Annotated in this window: 14 protein-coding genes; 10 read left to right on the top strand and 4 right to left on the bottom strand. The window is 45.7% G+C overall.

Translation table 11 applies throughout. The features are described from left to right. Positions 1-6: 6 nt before the first annotated feature. Positions 7-393, bottom strand: coding sequence for a signal peptidase I (locus ACM0OZ_RS36140; protein ID WP_414587662.1), 387 nt, complete (start codon positions 391-393; stop codon positions 7-9). A gap of 245 nt (positions 394-638) precedes the next feature. Continuing rightward, positions 639-1,709 carry a galactokinase gene (galK, locus tag ACM0OZ_RS36135; RefSeq protein ID WP_414587661.1) on the bottom strand — a complete coding sequence of 357 codons (1,071 nt, stop codon included), beginning with the start codon at positions 1,707-1,709 and terminating at the stop codon, positions 639-641. A 42-nt stretch (positions 1,710-1,751) separates the two neighbouring features. On the opposite strand from galK, the gene ACM0OZ_RS36130 reads away from it, so the two are divergent. The 5 genes from ACM0OZ_RS36130 (at position 1,752) to ACM0OZ_RS36110 (ending at position 9,114) form a co-directional block, all read left to right on the top strand. After that, complete coding sequence (locus ACM0OZ_RS36130; RefSeq protein ID WP_414587660.1) at positions 1,752-2,291, top strand: response regulator; 540 nt, start codon at positions 1,752-1,754, stop codon at positions 2,289-2,291. Positions 2,292-2,329: 38 nt separating this feature from the next. After that, positions 2,330-4,720 carry a PAS domain S-box protein gene (locus ACM0OZ_RS36125; RefSeq protein ID WP_414587659.1) on the top strand — a complete coding sequence of 797 codons (2,391 nt, stop codon included), beginning with the start codon at positions 2,330-2,332 and terminating at the stop codon, positions 4,718-4,720. Positions 4,721-4,831: 111 nt separating this feature from the next. Further along, entirely contained in the window at positions 4,832-7,318 is a 2,487-nt protein-coding gene (locus ACM0OZ_RS36120) for a response regulator (protein WP_414587657.1), read from the top strand. A 666-nt stretch (positions 7,319-7,984) separates the two neighbouring features. Beyond that, entirely contained in the window at positions 7,985-8,356 is a 372-nt protein-coding gene (locus tag ACM0OZ_RS36115; RefSeq protein WP_414587656.1) for a hypothetical protein, read from the top strand. 509 nt (positions 8,357-8,865) lie between these two features. Next, on the top strand, positions 8,866-9,114 hold the full coding sequence (locus tag ACM0OZ_RS36110) for a hypothetical protein (RefSeq protein ID WP_414587655.1): 249 nt from the start codon (positions 8,866-8,868) through the stop codon (positions 9,112-9,114). Between the two features lie 619 nt (positions 9,115-9,733). Here the strand turns inward: ACM0OZ_RS36110 and ACM0OZ_RS36105 are convergent. Both ACM0OZ_RS36105 and ACM0OZ_RS36100 read right to left on the bottom strand, forming a co-directional pair. Then, positions 9,734-10,834 carry a M24 family metallopeptidase gene (locus tag ACM0OZ_RS36105; protein ID WP_414587654.1) on the bottom strand — a complete coding sequence of 367 codons (1,101 nt, stop codon included), beginning with the start codon at positions 10,832-10,834 and terminating at the stop codon, positions 9,734-9,736. 593 nt (positions 10,835-11,427) lie between these two features. Next, positions 11,428-12,231, bottom strand: a complete 804-nt coding sequence (locus ACM0OZ_RS36100) for an SDR family NAD(P)-dependent oxidoreductase (protein ID WP_414587653.1) — start codon at positions 12,229-12,231, stop codon at positions 11,428-11,430. A 153-nt stretch (positions 12,232-12,384) separates the two neighbouring features. Here ACM0OZ_RS36100 and ACM0OZ_RS36095 point away from each other — a divergent pair, with 153 nt between their 5' ends. The 5 genes from ACM0OZ_RS36095 (at position 12,385) to ACM0OZ_RS36075 (ending at position 18,567) form a co-directional block, all read left to right on the top strand. Continuing rightward, positions 12,385-13,731, top strand: coding sequence for an ABC transporter substrate-binding protein (locus tag ACM0OZ_RS36095; RefSeq protein ID WP_414587652.1), 1,347 nt, complete (start codon positions 12,385-12,387; stop codon positions 13,729-13,731). A 431-nt stretch (positions 13,732-14,162) separates the two neighbouring features. Beyond that, entirely contained in the window at positions 14,163-15,083 is a 921-nt protein-coding gene (locus tag ACM0OZ_RS36090) for a carbohydrate ABC transporter permease (protein WP_414587651.1), read from the top strand. Between the two features lie 2 nt (positions 15,084-15,085). Then, complete coding sequence (locus tag ACM0OZ_RS36085) at positions 15,086-15,907, top strand: carbohydrate ABC transporter permease (protein WP_414587650.1); 822 nt, start codon at positions 15,086-15,088, stop codon at positions 15,905-15,907. Positions 15,908-15,944: 37 nt separating this feature from the next. Next, positions 15,945-17,057, top strand: a complete 1,113-nt coding sequence (locus ACM0OZ_RS36080) for an ABC transporter ATP-binding protein (protein ID WP_414587649.1) — start codon at positions 15,945-15,947, stop codon at positions 17,055-17,057. A 1-nt stretch (position 17,058) separates the two neighbouring features. Further along, positions 17,059-18,567 carry a mannitol dehydrogenase family protein gene (locus tag ACM0OZ_RS36075; RefSeq protein ID WP_414587648.1) on the top strand — a complete coding sequence of 503 codons (1,509 nt, stop codon included), beginning with the start codon at positions 17,059-17,061 and terminating at the stop codon, positions 18,565-18,567. Positions 18,568-18,814: the final 247 nt, after the last annotated feature.

Genomic DNA, 18,814 nt, shown 5'->3' with positions numbered 1-18,814 from the left:
AGACCTTTATTGGTTAATTTCTTGTGTCGGCATTCCCACACTATCACCAGCTTTAGAGGGCCATCTCACAGTAAGAATAGTGGACTCAGACTCAGCAACCCAACAATGCGGCACACCTGCACACCAAAGAACGTAGTCGCCCTCACGAGATAGTACAATATCTCCGTCCTCAAATTGAAGGCGAAATTGTCCCTTGATCAGGATAGAAAGGGTGGCGGCTTGGTTATTGACTGCCCACTCAGTTCTACTGTCTCCTACTTTGTGGACAGCCCATTTCACTTCTAGCTCTTCCGTCGATCGCGGATCTTCACTTGGGGTGATAAAGTGACCAAGAAACCATCCCCAGCGCTTCGCCCCTTCGTTAACAGCGTTACCAAAAACTACTTTAGTCATTAGTCACCAGTCATTAGTCATTATATGATGTCCGGCAAATTACCGATAATTACAAAACCCCACCCCTAACCCCTCCCCGCTTGCGGGGAGGGGACGTGAAGCGTAGCTTTACGGGGGTGGGGTTTTCCAGGATTTGTTGGTAATTGAGCGGATATAATATTAGTCATTAGTCAACAATCCAAAATTATCTCCCCTGCTCCCTCACTCCCTCACTCCCTCACTCCCTCACTCCCTCATCTCCCCAATCAAAAATCAGTAGCGGGAACTAAAATTCGTCCGGTGTTACCTGTTTGATTGTATTGTTCGAGGACGTTACTAGCAATACCTCTGCCCTCACCCGCTGCTACCAAAGCTACGCAAGCCCCGCCAAAACCTGCACCCGTCAGCCTTGCGCCAAATACTCCTGCTGTTTTCTGCAATATCTCTACCAGCGTATCCAGCGCAGGGACAGAAACTTCGTAATTGTCACGCAAGCTGGCGTGGGATGCGTTCATTAATTCGCCAAAGCGCTGAGATGAGACTCCCTGCAAAACCTCTAAGACGCGGTTATTTTCCGTTACGACATGACGGGCGCGACGCCGCAACGGTTCGGGTAATACTTCTGTTGCGCTACTGTCAGTAATATCTCGCAGCGCCTTCACCCCCAGCAACCGCGCCGCCTCCTCGCATTCAGCACGTCTTTGGTTATATCCGCTACCTGCAAGTGTGCGAGGCACACCGCTATCTATCACCACAATCTCTGTTCCGCTGGGGAAAGGCATCACGCGACGTTCCAGGCTACGGGTATCCAAAAACAGCATATGCTCAGTGTCAGCGAGGCTGGAAGCCATCTGATCCATAATGCCGCATTGCACGCCAGCATAGTGAATTTCTGCTTGCTGTGCGAGTTGGGCGATTTCGACATCATTGATGGGGAGGTTGAGGAGTTGGCGTACAGCCCTCAGCGTTGCGACTTCCAAAGCCGCACTGCTAGACAAACCCGAACCGATAGGAACCGTCGATTTGACGTGCAAATTCAGCGATGGTATCGTGTGTCCTTCTTTTTGCAAAAGTTGAATACACCCAAAGATATAACTTGCAAATCCAGACGGCGTATGATTACTTTCTAAAATGCTAACTTGCTCGTCTAAATCTTCAGAATAAAAGTGGTGGTGTCCATCGGTACTAAAACCTAGCTGTACCGTTGTGCGTTGGGGAATTGCTGTTGGAAGAACGAAGCCATCATTATAATCAGTATGTTCGCCAAGTAAGTTGACTCTTCCTGGCGCACTGGCTTCTGTTTCAGGTGGTTTACCGAATATCTTTTGAAAATTCATAATTACTAATTAATCTTTTGGAAATCCATAATTATTAATTAATTGATTGATAGCAAAAAAATTGAATATTATACGTCCTCCCATAGGGTAAGTCCACAGCAAAAAATTTTAAAGTTAAAGTACACCAAAAGCGCCACTTTCTCAATGAATCATCCTGAGCCGTATCCAGTTTTGCTAGCGGAGGACAATGACAGCGACTTAATTTTTCTGCAGCGTGCTATCCGTAAAGCTGGTGTGTCCGTTTCTCTCCAACTCGTACGCAATGGGGAGGAAGCGGTGAACTATTTGTTAGGTGAAGGAAAATATGCAGACCGAGAGCGTTACCCCTTGCCAATGCTAATCATTAGCAACATGAAAATGCCAAGGATGAACGGGTTAGAGTTATTGGCATGGCTTAAGCAGCAACCAAATCTAAAACATCTGCCTGTTATCGTCATGAGTAGCTCTGAAGATCCTGATGAAATGAACCAGGTTACTACTTTGGGGGGTAGTGGTTACTTTGTAAAAACGAGTTCTTTAGATATGTTGGCAGAAATAGTGAAAAAGATGATTTCATTTTTACCAGGCACTCAAGAGCTATAAGTATGAGATGACAGTGGTGTTGCTCAGGATACATACAAATGTTTATGCAAGCATTGAACCAGAATATGCTGCTCGAAGAACGTTCTTGGTTGCTAAGTTACCCAATCGCGGTTGTCACCAGCCTAGTGGCACTGCTAGTTTCGCTCGTCTTATCACCACTTCTACCGCAAAGTTCCCTCGTCCTGTTTCTCACGGCTGTCGTGGTTAGCTCCTGGTATGGAAGTCGCAACGTAGGAATGCTTGCTACCGTACTCTGTAGCTTGGCAAGCGCTTACTTCTTTTTAGCTCCAATTTATTCTCTGGCTGTTGCCACTGTTAATGGCATTCTGGAACTGAGCTTATTTGTGGCAGTGTCTTTGCTAATTAGCGGTCTAAGTGCCGCTCGTCAATCCACAGAAAGTCGCCTACGGCAAAGCGAAGAACGTTTCCGCAGTGCCATCAGTGATGCTCCAATACCAATAATGCTACATGCTGAGGATGGGCAAGTTGTTCAAATTAACCGAACTTGGACAGAGCTAACAGGTTATACTCCTGTTGACATCCCGACTATCTCAGAATGGACTCAAAAAGCTTACGGTGAAAGGAAAGAATTGGTTAGAGCCGACATCGATCGCCTTTACAGCCTGAATGCACGAATTGCAGAAGGAGAATACACCGTAACCACATGTAGCGGTGAAACTCGGATTTGGGACTTTTACTCGGCTCCTTTGGGCAATCTTCCTGATGGGAGACGCCTAGTTATTACTACAGCTATTGACATTACCGAACGCAAACAAGCCGAGATTGAATTGCAGGAAGGAACTAACCTACTGCAAGCAGTCATTGAGGGAACCACGGATGCGGTCTTTGTCAAAGACCTCCAAGGACGCTACAAATTCATTAATGCGACTACATCTCGGATTTTTAACAGGGCAAAAGAAGAAATCATTGGCTTTGATGACAGAGAACTCTTACCGTTCAACTTAGCAACAGCTTTGAGAGACGTTGACCAAAGAATTATAACGACGGGACGGGGGGAAGTTGTGGAAGAGAAGGTGCGCTCGAATGGCAGCATTCACATCTATCTTTCAACAAAAGACCCCTATCGAGATGCTGTTGGTAATGTTATCGGTTTAATTTGCATAGCACGAAATATTACAAAACGCAAGCAGACGGAAGAAGCATTGTCTCGCTCTCTTCAACGGCTGGAAGCCCTGCAACGAATCGACCGTGCCATCCTTAGAGCAGAGTCTACCGAAGAGATTGCCCGTGCTGCACTTTTACGAATGCATCGGGTGCTACCTTACGTTGAAGCTGTCGTTGCATTATTTAATTTTGAAACAGGCAATGCCCAGATACTGGCAGGGACAATTGATGGCGTGTCAAAAGGGGAAAGCGTTGAGCTTGAGCAGCTCATACCAACTTTTGTCTCAAAGGAATCAGGGGGAATTCGTTATGTAGAAGATATTGCTACCCTTAAGGAACGCCCGCTTTTAATCGAGCGGCAACTTGTAGAAGGCAAGCCAAGTTTCCTGGCAGTACCACTGGTGATTGAAGGAGACTTGATTGGTGAACTCAGTTTATTTGCCAACCAAACAGCAGCGTTTAATCTGGAACACCAGCAAATTGCTATTGAGGTTGCAAACCAGCTAGCAGTGGCGATTCAGCAGGCTCGACAACGAGAACAACTGCAAAGCTACGCTGCCGAACTCGAACAGCGAGTAGCAGAGCGAACGGCTGCGCTGAACGAATCGAATGCTGATATGCAAGCTTTTACTTACTCAGTTTCTCATGACCTGCGGGAACCTGTGCGTGTTTTACAAGGGTTTGCTCAAATTTTGTTGGAAGACTACGCCGGCGAACTAGACCCGATCGCACAGGACTTTATAAAGCGCATTCTCACAAACGCCCAGCGGATGGAAAGGCTGCTACGCGATTTACTAGCATACAGTCGCTTGAATCGCAATGAGCTGTCACCAAAACCCATTAGCTTGTCAAATGTTATGGCGGAGGCGCTGACTCAACTGGAAGCACAAATTCAGGAGCAACACGCGATTGTGACAGTAGAGGAACCACTGCTTCCAGTTGTTGGGCATTATACTACCCTTGTTCAGGTGGTCACAAACCTAGTGAGCAACGCTATCAAATTTATGGCTCCTGGAGTTCAGCCATCTGTACGGGTATGGACACAAAAACGCAATGAATGGGTGCGGTTATGGGTGGAAGATAACGGCATCGGTGTCGAGCCGAAGTACCAAGAGCGCATTTTCAAAGTTTTTGAACGCTTGCACGCTGAGGAAGTTTATCCTGGTACTGGCATTGGATTAGCGATCGTCCGTAGAGGAATCGAGCGTATGGGGGGGCAAGTAGGCATCGAATCAACAGCATCTGTTGGAAGTCGTTTCTGGATAGAGTTACCAGCTCCTTCTGAGGATAGTATGCTTTACTAAGGCTTAGCAATTATTAATATTTATAGCAAGAAATGGGATGACTGACGCCAAATCAATATAAATACTAGTGTTGATGATAACGAGTGTTCACTGCTGACAAAAAAAACTCAAATGCTGCGTTTGCTTCTGATTGATGATAACGAACATGACCGTGCTTTAATCGTCTATAAACTCAAGTCTGAGTTTCCTGAGGTTCAAGTTGAACAAGTTACAAAAGCAGAGGACTTCCATCAAGCATTGAAAGCAGGTAACTTTGAGTTTGTCATCACTGACTATCGTGTGCGTTGGAGTGATGGAGTGGCTCTTTTACAGGATATCAAATCCCGCTACCCCAAGTGTCCAGTAATTATGTTTACCGATAGCGGCACTCAGGAGATTGCAGTCGAAGCAATGAAGGCTGGGCTGGACGACTATATCATCAAATCAGCAAAACACTATGTTCGTTTGCCTGTTGCTGTCCGCTCAATCTTGCAACGATTAGAACAACAGGAGAGAGCAGAGAGAGCTTTGCAAGAAGCCAATCAGCGTTGTGCCGATATTCTTGAAAGCATTACTGATGCCTTTTGTGCTTTAGATCAGCAGTTTCGATTTACGTACGTTAATCGAAAATCAGAGCAAATTTTGCTCAAAACGCAGGCAGAGCTTCTCGGCAAGAACATTTGGGAAGAGTATCCTGAAGCAGTCGGCTCAGTGTTTTATCAAAAGTACTATGAAGCAGCAACAACAAAACTTCCTGTCCAATTTGAAGCGTTTTGTCCCCATCTCAATATGTGGCTGGAAGTGAGAGTTTATCCACGCTCGGATGGGCTGACTATTTATTGCCACGACATCAGCGATCGCAAACGCTCGGAATCGGAAAGAGAGCAGTTTCTTGCTCGTGAGCAAGCCGCCCGTGCTGAAGCCGAAGCCCAAGAAAGGCGTTCCACCTTCTTAGCTGAAGCAAGCCGCCTTTTAGCTTCTTCGCTCGACTACCGTACTACGCTCACTAGCGTGGCGAGTATAGCAGTACCAACTCTTGCAGACTGGTGCTTTGTTGATATTATTGAGAAGAATTTGGTCGTTTTTGATAATCCAATCATCGTTGCATTTGACCCAGAGAAGGAAGCGCTGATACGAGAACTCAGGGAACGTTATCCACCTCCAGCTGATGCAGATTTTGGCGCACCAAAAGTTTTACGAACCGGACAGCCGGAAATGGCTACCGAAATTCCAGAGTCACTTGTACTATCCGTAGCCCAGGATGCCGAACACTTGAGCTTGATGCGGCAGTTGAATGCACAGTCTTATATGATTGTGCCGCTGATTGCTGGTCAGCGCAAGCTCGGTACAATCGCTTTTGTGTTGGGACAGCCAGAACGTCGATATCAAAAGGCAGACTTGGCGATGGCTACTGAAGTTGCTCAACGGGCTGCGATCGCGATTGACAATGCAAGGCTTTACTGGGAAGCTTGGGAAGCCAACCGGATAAAAGACGAGTTTTTAGCGATCGTTTCCCACGAACTACGCACGCCGCTAAACTCGATGTTAGGCTGGGCGAAACTGCTTCGTCAGGGGAAGTTAAATCAAGCCACTGCCGCCAAGGCTCTAGAAACTATTGAGCGCAATGCTGAAGTTCAAAAGAAACTCATTGAAGATATTCTCGATGTTTCACGGATTGTCCAAGGCAAAATCCGCCTTAACCTACGCCCCCTGCACCTGATAAGAGTGATTGATGCCGTAAGCGAAAGTATACATCCCATAGCTCAAGCCAAAGCAATTCAGTTTCAGTCGTTACTTGACCTTAATGTTGCTCAGGTGACAGGTGACGCAGATCGCCTGCAACAGGTTGTGTGGAATCTGCTTTCCAACGCTGTCAAATTTACCCCTTCTGGAGGACGGGTTGAAATTCGGCTCGAGCAGGTAAATTCAATGGCTCAAATTACGGTGAGCGATACGGGAGCAGGTATTAGCGCTGATTTTCTTCCTTACGTCTTTGAACGCTTCCGTCAAGCTGATGGGACAAGCACCAGAGCAAATGGTGGACTGGGTTTAGGGCTGGCGATCGTGCGTCATTTGGTTGAGATGCACAATGGCACAGTTTATGCAACTAGTGATGGGGAAGGCTTGGGTGCAACTTTCACGGTGCAACTACCGATAAGAACAGAAGAACAAATTGTACAGCCAACCAACTTGGACTCAGTCGCTAGTGATGAGTTTCCATCTCTCAATGGCTTACGAATTCTCGTTGTGGATGATAATATCGATACTCTCGGACTGATTACCTTCATTTTAGAACAATCTCAGGCACAAGTCACGACGGTGACATCAGCAAGTGAAGCCCTAGCCGCGCTCTCACAATTCAAACCCAATGTGCTGATTAGTGATATCGGTATGCCGGGTGAGGACGGTTATTCGCTGATTCAGAGAATCCGAGCTCTTCCAGCAGAACTTGGGGGGCAAATTCCAGCTGTTGCTCTTACAGCGTTTGCTGGAGAATCCGAACGTAATCGTGCGCTCACAGCCGGGTTTCAAATACATATATCCAAACCTGTTGAACCTGCTGAGTTAGTTGCAGCCGTTGTGAAGCTGGCTGAAGCAAATTGCACCAATAAAAGTTGATTAGATTTGAGCACTCAGTATCAAACCCAAAGCTCTTAATATAGCTGTAAAAGTCCAAAAAAGTAATGTAACTTTATCGCACCGCTTTTTACATAGGCTCGGTTCTTACGGTGAGGTGCAAGATCTAAGTATATGTACAAACACGTAGAAAGTTAGCACTAATAAAAAAGGGATGCAAGGACAGTTAAGACAGTTAAGGAATACTTAATAAAATTTTTAGATTTCGAGAATTAAATTTTAAGGAAGTGATACTTATAGGAAAACCTCCAGTAAATGCAATTACTGGAGGCACTTGCTGAACCAATATTTGTTCTAATCAGTACTGAATAAGTAAAACAAATATTAAAAAAGTTAGCACGAGTAAAAAAAGGGATGCAAGGACAGTTAAGACAGTTAAGACAGTTAAGGAATATTTAATAAAAATTTTAGATTTTGCAGTACTGAAATATACATCTGCATATCAGTATATGCTGATGTATGTTTCAAGCGTGTATTAGAAGATTCTCGCAATATATGAAAATATCATTCTTAAGATAGATTTTTTGGCTTATCTGTCTTAACTGTCCTAACTGTCTTACTTGATTTTCTTAACTGTCTTAACTGTCCTTGCATCCCTTTTTGATTACTGCTAACTTTTTACGTATTTGTACGTATACAAGGAAAACCATGAAAAGTATCACTAGAATCGCACGACGACTGATGTTAGTGTTTTTGGCACTGGTTGCAAGTAGCACGATGTTCTTCTCATCTCCTGCGGTTGCTGCTTCTGTGGATGTTGCAGCTACACAGTATCTTGCCGATGCCACCACACAAACCCAAACATTCGCACCCGAAGAAATTGATGAAGCAATCGCTTTTTACAGACAGTTAAAGGTAAAAGTTTCCAAATTTATTCCCCGGCAAGAAAAGAATGCCAATGGTGAAACCCAGACAACAGAAGTCAAAGGTGGAAGCCTGACAATAGATGAAGCCAAAGGTCTTTTATTCGCTATTAACACAGTAATTAATGAGCTATTACAAGAAAAGAAAGCTGCATAAACTGCAAGAACGAGAGCAACTAATTAGAAACAGAGTTCAGTACCTAGCAGAGAAAAGGGGAATCAGCTTTGATGAATGCTGGAAACTAGCTGTAACAGGACGGTTGGAGAAAATCACCCCTGAAGAATGGTAAAAATTTCATTCCTAAGATAGATTTTTTGGCTTAACTGTCTTAACTGTCCTAACTGTCTTGGTTGATTTTCTTAACTGTCTTAACTGTCCTTTCCTCTCTTTTTCACTCGTGTTAGCTTTTTTAATATTTGTTTTACCTGTCTAATACTGAATGGAACAAATATTGGTTCAGCATACGCCTCCAGTGAGTACTACTGGAGGCTTTCCTATAAATATTACTTCTTTAAAATTTAATTCTCAAAATCTAAAATTTTTATTAAATATTCCTTAACTGTCTTAACTGTCTTAACTGTCCTTGCATTTATGCTTACTTGGTTTCAATATGGATATGAAATATCAAGTAACAACATTTACGTATTAGAAGTGAGGAACTAAATATGGAGTTGACTGATTTGGCAAATTTCTTTGCAATTCTCACAATCCTAGAGCCTGATAGCAAAATATGTCAGTTTACTACAAAACTGGCTGATTTCGGTACAGCAACTGAAGGAGAAACGGATACTATGATTTTACGGGAGATGAAGAAGCATTTGCCTGAATTACAAAAAGAGTTACAAGAAATCAAAGAAAATAAGTTAGAACTTAAACAAAAAATTGTAACCAAGATTTTGACACCTGATAATTGAGGGACTAATTAGAGAAATCTAAATACTTACTTAGATTAGCTCGTGTTAGCTTTTTTAATATTTGTTTTACCTGTCTAATACTGAATAGAACAAATATTGGTTCAGCATACGCCTCCAGTAATCACACTCACTGGAGGTTTTTTCTATAAATATTATTTCCTTAAAATTTCATTCTCGAAATCTAAAAAAATTATTAAATATTCCTTAACTGTCTTAACTGTCTTAACTGTCCTTGCATTGTTTGTTTGACTTTTTCATCTCACACTCACCAAAAAAGGACTGTAGGTTTATTTTGCATCTTCGCTTTATTGTGGTTTTCAAACTGGCGATGCCCCACATCCAAAAGGTACAAATTGAAAATATGTAATTGTGTATACATTCGATTTGAAAGAATTTTGCTCAACAAGAAAAAAACCCCGATTATGCCGGGGTTCTACTCTATAGATTTTCATGATTGGAGCTCATGAATCTAAGATTGTTTTATATTCTTGACCAGGACAAATAGTTGCACTCCACCCAAAAGATATAAATCATGCATATGTGATAGACTATACATTCAGTTGGGCGATTGCCCAAGGGGCAGTGGCAAAGCCAATCGCACTTACAATCGAACTAAGAATTATCCCTTCTCCAACGGAATGGGACGTAGCCTTCCTTCTACCTCAACACTGGGAAAATTGGGATCTAAAGTCAGATTTTCCAATTTGCCATCCTGGAGAATCACAAAAGTATCTTCAACTTTTGCCCCTGGTAAACTAGGATTCCAAGCAACAGCTATCCCTTCTTCTAAAGTGTCGGTAGTAGTGGGATTTGCCACAATTTCTCGCGCCAGATATCCGGTAGTTCCACCTTGATGATGTTCGCGGATTGCATTATTGAATCCGTGCTGTTGATAGGCTTTCGCTAAAGTGTCATAAACTGCATTGAGAGGTGTTCCCGGTTTACACACATTCAAAGCTTCGGCTTCAATTTCACGGACATGACGATGCAATTCCGCGTGTTCATCATTAAGCGCACCAAAACAGACAAATCGCGTCAGGTTTGCATACAAACCATATCCCCTAGCGCAAAACACCAGCATCGCTTGCCGTCCAATCTGTTCGCCTGTGGCTGTAGCATGGCGGTATAACGGTAAACGCCTTTCGCCAGCCACCAGTGTCAGCGCTGGATGCAACCCCCTCGCCCACAACGCCTCTGCACCCGCACCCGCTAATTGATATTCTGTCCAGGTTGGCTTGGCTGCTTTTAGTACCTCTGTCATCGCTTCGCTTGCTTTTCGCCCCACTTGGCGATATCGCTCTAGCTCGCTTGACATCATGACTCTTTTATGATTTTGTAAAGACGGCGGTAATAGCTTCTCTACATCAAGGATGGGGCGATCGCTCAAAACCTTCCCGCCACCAGTCGCATCACGGACAAAAGATTCACGCGCAGCAGCATCAGCCCAAGGGTTAACGTGCAGTTGGAAATTAGCCGGCAGTTCTTCGTCCTTTAAGCGCTGTGCTTCAATTTCATCAGTCAATATCCAAGCATCTTGTGTCGTTACCAACACTTCTGCTACTCCGGTTTCAGCAGTCAGCAGCACGGTGTGAGAAGCGCCAGCAGTCGCCCAAGCAAACCAATCTGTACCGCGTAGACGCAAACCTTGCGCCTCTGTTTCGGTGAGGGTTTGGCGGATTAACTCTAGCTTGGTGGAGACTTCTTGATTCAAAGCATTCATATTATACCTATGTTCAAGTTTCCTTGATTACCCGATTATGTCGGGGTTCTCCTCTACGTATTGTTAGCTGCACCTTAGAGATTGTGTTATATGTAAAACACATATTATGAACAGCATAAGTATATTTTAGATAGAAAAAGTATTAAGTTTCTCTGTAAACATGGATACTTTTAAGGGCAAAATATGACGTTTCTTGTGTGTTTTTGAAAATCCATTGCCTCACATTCCCGACTTCTTTAAGAAGTCGGGAATTTTGTTGTTCATAAGCTGGACAATATTTCGCTGTACCTAACTTCAACTCTAACTGAAACATAACAGAACAAGCCTTCCCAAGCCTATACCGGATAAAAAACTTCGTATTAGTTTGTAAGTGTGAATATTTTCAAACTTAACATTAACTTTGTTTTTTAGAAGAAGGCGCACCAAAAGGCACAAACAGATAAGTTTCAAAAATTTAGCACAAATTTAGCGTCTCGCTTCCTTCTCTAGAGACTTTTTGTAAAGTAGCCTTGATTATAGGCAAACTTAAAATTGCATCTATCTATGGTCTTGCAGTCAGGGAGGGGGCGAGCGAGTCTGGTCAGCCCTTTTCCCTATTGTCCGCCAGTAATCTCCAAGTTAAACCCCGTAATGTAGCTTGCCTCCTCGCTCATGAGAAATGCCACACCGTTGGCAACTTCTTCAAGGCTCCCCAAACGCCGCATTGGCACTGAATTAATCATTTGCTGCTCTACCACTTTAGGATCGGCATCAAAGTACTGTGACCCCACGCCCGCCTGCAATTGAGTCTGCCGCGTCCACATGACGCCGGGACCAATCAGCGAAGGCGAGAGTGCATTCACCCTGATGCCGTAGGGAGCCAAGTCTTTCGCTGCTGTCTGAGTTATCCCAATCACAGCAAACTTGGAGGCTGAGTACGCGATCATATTTGGAGGACCAACCACTCCTGCATAGCTTGCCATGTTGACGATCGCTCCTCCACCCGATTCACGTAGGTGTTGTGCCGCAGCCTTAAGGACGTGAAAAACTCCGACAACATTGATGTCAATGACCTTTTGAAAATCGTCATTGGGATACTCGTCAGTTTTGGCAAACACTCCTTGATAACCCGCATTGTTGAAAACATAGTCAATACGCCCAAATCGCTCTACAGCACCATCCAAGGCTTGAGCAACGTCGTTAGGAGCCGTAACATCGCAGCGAAAGGTAGCGACTGGAATTTTGTATGCTTCCAATTCGTGAGTAACGTCCGCCATCTTCGCTTCGTTTAAGTCTAGGAGTACTACACCTGCACCATCTGCGGCAAAACGCTGTGCGGTAGCCCGACCAATATCACCAGCACCGCCCGTAATCAGAATCGTTTTACCAGCAAAGTGATAGCTTGCTTTAGCTGTCATACTCTTCAATCCTTATGAATATATGTTGCAAATACTCTTTAAGTGTTCTGTATTTAAGGTGAGCTAGTATGATTCAATTATTGGGCAACCGCTCAATATTAGAGCATAAAATTAATTTTTTTTATGTGATTTTAATACTTAAGGAGCTGTGCGATGCGTATGCCCCGCTTCGCTAAGATGTTGGTTGGGTTCCTTGCTGGAGTGATGCTGGTGCAGCTACTGCACGCGTGTTCGCCGAGTTCGCAAGCAGCAGGGAAAACAAGACTGACGATCGCCACTGTCAACAATGGCGACATGGTGGTCATGCAAGGGCTTTCCCGCAAGTTTGAACAAGCCAACCCAAATATTCAACTGAGGTGGGTAGTCCTGGAAGAAAACGTGTTGCGCCAACGCACCACCACAGACGTTGCAAGCCTTGGCGGGCAATTCGATGTCCTGACAATCGGTTCTTATGAAACGCCAATTTGGGCAAGACGAGATTGGTTAAGACCATTGGATCTACCCGCCAGCTACGACGTGAATGACCTGATAAAACCCATACGAGAAGGGCTTTCCAACAACGGCAAACTGTATGCTGTCCCGTTCTATGGGGAGAGTTCCATGCTGTATTACCGAAAAGACTTGTTTGTCCAAGCAGGGATTACGGTTCCCGAACAGCCAACCTATCCCCAGATCAGAGAATGGGCGAGCAAGATTCACGATCCAGCGCATGGGGTTTATGGTGTTTGTCTGCGCGGAAAACCGGGCTGGGGCGAAAACATGGGATTTGTGTCCACATTGGTCAACACATTTGGTGGACAGTGGTTTGACATGAAGTGGCAACCCACTATAAATACTCCAGCTTGGAAAGAAGCGATCGCCTTCTATGTCGATTTGCTCAACAAATATGGTCCACCGGGAGCCAGTTCCAATGGATTCAATGAGAATCTAGCACTATTCTCGACGGGTAAGTGCGGCATGTGGGTAGATGCAACGGTTGCAGCAGGACTGTTATCCAACCCAAAAGAATCTCAAGTTTATGACAAAGTTGGCTTTGCCCGTGCGCCAATTGAGAGATATCCAAACGGCTCGAATTGGCTCTGGGCTTGGGCACTAGCCGTTCCAAAAACCTCAAAATCCCCCGAAGCTGCTCAAAAGTTCGTTGCCTGGGCAACCTCAAAGGAATACATCCAATTAGTTGCTGACCAAAGTGGCTGGGTCGCCGTACCACCAGGTACGCGGACTTCCACCTATAACAATCCCAACTATCAAAAAGCCGCACCGTTTGCTTCGATTGTGCTGAGGTCGATCCAATCTGCCGATATTACCCGTCCCGCCGCAAACCCAACGCCTTACAAGGGCATTCAATATGTGGATATTCCAGAATTTCAGGCGATCGGTTCTTCGGTTGGGCAAACTATGGCAGCAGCGCTAACCAATCGCCTTTCAGTCGATCAGGCGTTGCAGCAATCGCAGAATTCAACTGAACGGTTTATGAAACACACCGGATATATCGAGTGAACCCGGAGATCCCCCCCAGCCCCCCTTATAAAAGGGGGAAGAATTCAGTCAAAGTCCCCCTTTTTAAGGCTACCGCGTACACACAAGTGACTTATTTTGCTCAAAGTGCTCCTAGACCTAACCCCCAGCCCCTTCCCTGCGTTCGCGCAGCGCCTCGTAAGCGCAAAGCGCAGGCTCCGCCAACGCGCAGCGTCTCCGACAGGAGAAGAGAGGGAAGGGGAGCCACCTTCAAAGCCCCTCTCCGCTTCGGAGAGGGGTTTGGGGAGAGGTCTGCCGACTTGTGTGTACACGGTAGCTTTTTAAGGGGGGCTGGGGGGGATCTAAATCTGACGGGGAAGTTTGAAAACACGCCTTAGGGCAACCAGAGCCAATGTTCGCCCATAAAACTTTCACAATCTACCAAAATCTAAAATCCAAAATTCTATCAGGCTATGTCTTCTTCATTAGCTGTAAAGCGTCACCAGGAAACGCCACCCACTAAGCAACGAACCAAGCGACAGGCATCAACCTTACCCCTGGTTGCGCCTTCTGTTATTGCCTTGCTGCTGTGGATGATTGTGCCCCTAGCGATGACGCTATGGTTTTCCTTTCAGCGGTATAACCTGCTCAATCCAGATGCTCGCAAATTCATCGGGATTGAAAACTTCACGTTCATCCTAACTGACTCAGCTTTATGGACATCGATCGCCATTACGGTGATTCTGGTCGTGTCCGTTCTGGTGATCACGATTGGTCTAGGCACACTCCTGGCAGTTCTGTTTGACCAGGACTTTTATGGTCAGGGAATTGCGCGGGTGCTGGCGATTTCTCCGTTTTTTGTCATGCCTACGGTCAGTGCCCTAATCTGGAAAAATATGCTAATGCATCCGGTGAATGGGCTGTTTGCTCAATTCACAAGAGGTTTGGGTTTGGGGGCGATCGATTGGTTTGCAGATTTTCCATTGCTTGCCATCATTATCATTGTTTCGTGGGAGTGGCTTCCTTTTGCCCTACTGATTTTGCTGACGGCAATTCAGTCTTTAGATCATGAGCAGCTAGAAGCAGCCCGGATGGATGGAGCAAATGCTCTAGCCTTATTCCGTTTCGTCATGCTACCGCATCTGAGCCGCGCCATTGCCGTAGTCGCCATGATCGAGACGATTTTCTTTTTGACTATCTTTGCAGAAATCTTTGTTACCACAGGTGGCGGACCCGGAGTGGCAACGACCAACCTTGCCTATTACATCTTCCTGAGAGCCTTGCTGGAATTTGATGTGGGCGGTGCCTCAGCGGGTGGATTAATTGCGGTAATTCTTGCCAACATCGCGGCAATTTTTCTGATGCGTAGTGTTGCTCGTAATTTGGATACCTAACTATGGCACAAAAAACTTCTCGCCGTTGGCTATTTACCTTGCTCGGCTGGTTTGTCGCTTGCAGCTTGTTTTTCCCGATTTTCTGGATGTTTCTCACCAGTTTTAAAACGGAGGTGGCGGCGGTTGCAACTCCCCCTCAGTTATTTTTCCAGCCGACATTAGAAAATTATGTGGCGATCCAAGATCGGGCAAACTATTTCAACTATGCGCTCAACAGTGTGGCGGTTTCACTCGGATCGACCCTACTCGCGCTGCTGCTTGCCGTACCTGCCGCTTATGCAATGGCGTTTTTCCCAACCAAACGCACTAAGGGCACCTTGCTGTGGATGCTGTCCACTAGAATGCTGCCACCCGTTGGCGTGCTGGTGCCGATCTACATCTTGTGTCGTAACGCTCATTTGCTGGATACCCGCATCGGTTTGATCATTATTTACACCTTGGTCAATTTGCCGATTGTTGTCTGGATGATTTACAGCTTTTTCAAAGAGGTACCCAAAGATATTCTGGAAGCCGATCGCATGGATGGGGCAAACACGCAGCAAGAACTCATTCATGTGTTGCTGCCACTGGCATTACCTGGAATTGCTTCCACCGCATTGCTTTCAATCATTTTGTCCTGGAATGAAGCGTTTTGGAGCCTTAACCTAACAACGGCTAATGCCGCTCCTTTAACCGCATTTATTGCCTCATTTTCCAGTCCTCAAGGATTGTTTTGGGCAAAACTTTCGGCAGCATCAACCCTGGCGATCGCGCCTATCCTCATCTTCGGTTGGTTGAGTCAACGGCAATTAGTACGCGGTCTCACGTTTGGTGCGGTGAAATAATCATCTGCTTTTTTTAAACTTATTAACAGAAGATTTTATGTCAACAGTTGCTTTAAGAGATATCCATAAAACTTATGCCGATACTGAGGTGATCAAAGGCGTTGATCTTGATGTTGGCGATCGCGAATTTGTTGTATTTGTTGGTCCATCCGGTTGTGGAAAATCGACCTTGTTACGCATGATTGCCGGACTTGAGGAAATCACCTCTGGCGAGTTGCTGATTGATGGAGACAAAGTCAATGATGTGCCTCCGGATAAACGCGGTTTGGCAATGGTGTTTCAAACCTACGCCTTGTATCCTCACATGACCGTAGCGGAGAATATGGCGTTTAGCCTCCGCCTCGCGGGTGTGCCAAAAGCCAAGCGTTATGAAAGGGCGCGTGAAGTCGCTCGTGTCCTCCAACTGGAACCACTGTTAAACCGCAAGCCCAAAGAATTATCCGGCGGACAGCGCCAACGAGTAGCAATTGGTCGTGCCTTGGTTCGCAATCCCAAAGTGTTTTTGTTTGACGAACCACTGTCAAACCTGGATGCCTCCTTGCGCGTGCAGATGCGGATCGAACTCGCCAGCTTACATGACAGCCTGCAAGCCACCATGATTTATGTGACGCACGATCAGGTTGAGGCAATGACACTTGCCAGCAAGATTGTGGTGTTGCAGGGCGGCATTGTAGAACAAGTGGGTTCGCCACTAGAATTGTACCACCATCCCCGCAATCTATTCGTCGCGGGATTTATTGGTTCACCGAAGATGAACTTTGTCTCGGTCACAGTAACAGCCGTCAATGACTCTGGTATAACTGTCAAACTTCCTGGTGAGGCAAGTGTGACCGTTCCAGTCAACCCTGGAAAGTTGTCGGTTGGGGACAAAGCAACATTGGGGATTCGCCCCGAACACCTACGACTTGATCGCAATAGCGCAACACTGAATGGCGAAGTGTTAGTTGTGGAACGACTGGGCGGACAAACCTATCTCTATGTCAAAATTGTGGGTGGAGAAACGCTAGTCGTGCAAACAGACGGAGATAATTCCAGCCAGTTGCGCGATCTTGTTCCTATCCACATTAGCGGTGATCTTTGCCATCTGTTTGACTTACAGGGTGAAGCAGTTTCAAAAAGTCGTCGTCACCACCTAACCGTTAATAAATAAGATGAACAGCAATACCAGCACAGGCTCAACAATCAAGCTGAATGAAGCATCCCTGTCTCGTTTAGCTGGAAACGTGCGCGTACCCAATTACGATCGCCGTCAAATCACTAATGGAATTGTGCATATTGGGGTTGGTGGATTTCATCGATCGCACCAAGCGCTGTATCTCGATAATTATTTCCATCAGAATCCTGGTAGTGACTGGGGAATCTGTGGTGTTGGATTGCTGGACTCTGACTATGACAAGCGTATGCGGGATGCGCTGCTGTCCCAAGATTGTTTGTATACCTTAGTTGAGCGATCGCCTTCTAGCGATCGCGCTCGAATCATCAGTTCAATCACTCGATACCTGTTTGCACCAGACAATCGTCAAGCAGTCATCGAAGCAATGGCAACCCCCGAATGCCGAATTGTTACCCTAACGATCACTGAAGGCGGCTACTACTACATTGAAGGAAGTGGCGAATTCGATGTGAACCACCCAACGATTCAGCACGATTTGCAACATCCTGACCAACCAATCGGGACATACGGTTTTTTGACAGCCGCACTCGAAAAGCGACGTAAACAGGGGTTGGCACCCTTTACAGTACTGTCCTGCGACAATATCCAGGGCAACGGCAACATGGTGCGGAAAATGCTAACGACATTTGCCCAAATGCGCGATCCGGCTTTAGCACGTTGGATTGCTGAACAGGGGGCGTTTCCCAACTGCATGGTTGATCGCATTACTCCGGTGACAACCTCAGCAGATATCAAAATGGTGGCGGAACAGTTTGGTATTGATGATGCATTTCCATGCGTCGCGGAGCCTTTCATCCAGTGGGTAATCGAAGATACCTTTTGTGCAGGCAGACCTGATTGGGAATCCGTTGGCGTACAGATGACTAACGATGTTCATCCCTACGAGATGATGAAAATTCGGCTGCTTAATGCTAGTCACTTGCTGATTGGCTATCTCGGCTCTCTGGCAGGTTATACCTACGTTTATGAAGTCATGGCTGATCCCTTGTTTCAGCAAGCAGTCGCTAACTTGATGGACGAGGTGACACCAACGCTCCAACCCGTTCCTGGGATTAATTTAGACGATTATAAAAAGACTTTAATTGAACGGTTTTCCAATCCCAAAATTCGCGATCAGCTTCCGCGCCTGTGCCTGAATGGATCAGCCAAAATGCCGAAGTTTGTTTTGGGATCGCTCCGCGATAAATTACAACTTGGAGGTGCGATCGATTACCTAAGTTTGACCATTGCTGCTTGGTGTCGCTATCTCAATGGTTATGACGACCAGAACCGTCCTATCCCCATTGATGACCCATTAGCAGAGATCCTCACTCAACAAGCCCGCTCAGGTAAAACAGATCCCAGACCCTTGCTCAACATGTTTGAGATTTTTGGAGATTTAGTACAGTCGCCACGTTTCGTCGAGACTGTTGCTGACAAGTTGAGCAGTTTGCATGAGTTGGGTGCGAAAGAAACACTAATGGCATTATCTGCTGTGGGTGGTTGATTGGGTAGTTCACCGCCGTCAGCCTACTTGAAGGATAAAAAATGGTTGTCATCAAAAAGCAGAGTGTGGTTAAAAGCTAGGGGAGATGCTCCTAGCTCCTGTTTCTCATGTGTCTCAACGGCATTGAGCCGAAAACCCTGCATGCAACGGAAATAGAGGCTCTTAAAGCTTATTTTATATAGATTTCAGCTTTTTACCGAGAATTGAAGGGTGAAAGCCCCTGCATTTATGCATGGGGATGAAACCC

The sequence above is a fragment of the Scytonema sp. PCC 10023 genome (assembly GCF_963920835.1).
Taxonomy (GTDB): domain Bacteria; phylum Cyanobacteriota; class Cyanobacteriia; order Cyanobacteriales; family Nostocaceae; genus Kalymmatonema.
The sequence above is the reverse complement of the archived record's forward strand: the minus strand, read 5'-3'. Positions and strand labels throughout refer to the sequence as shown.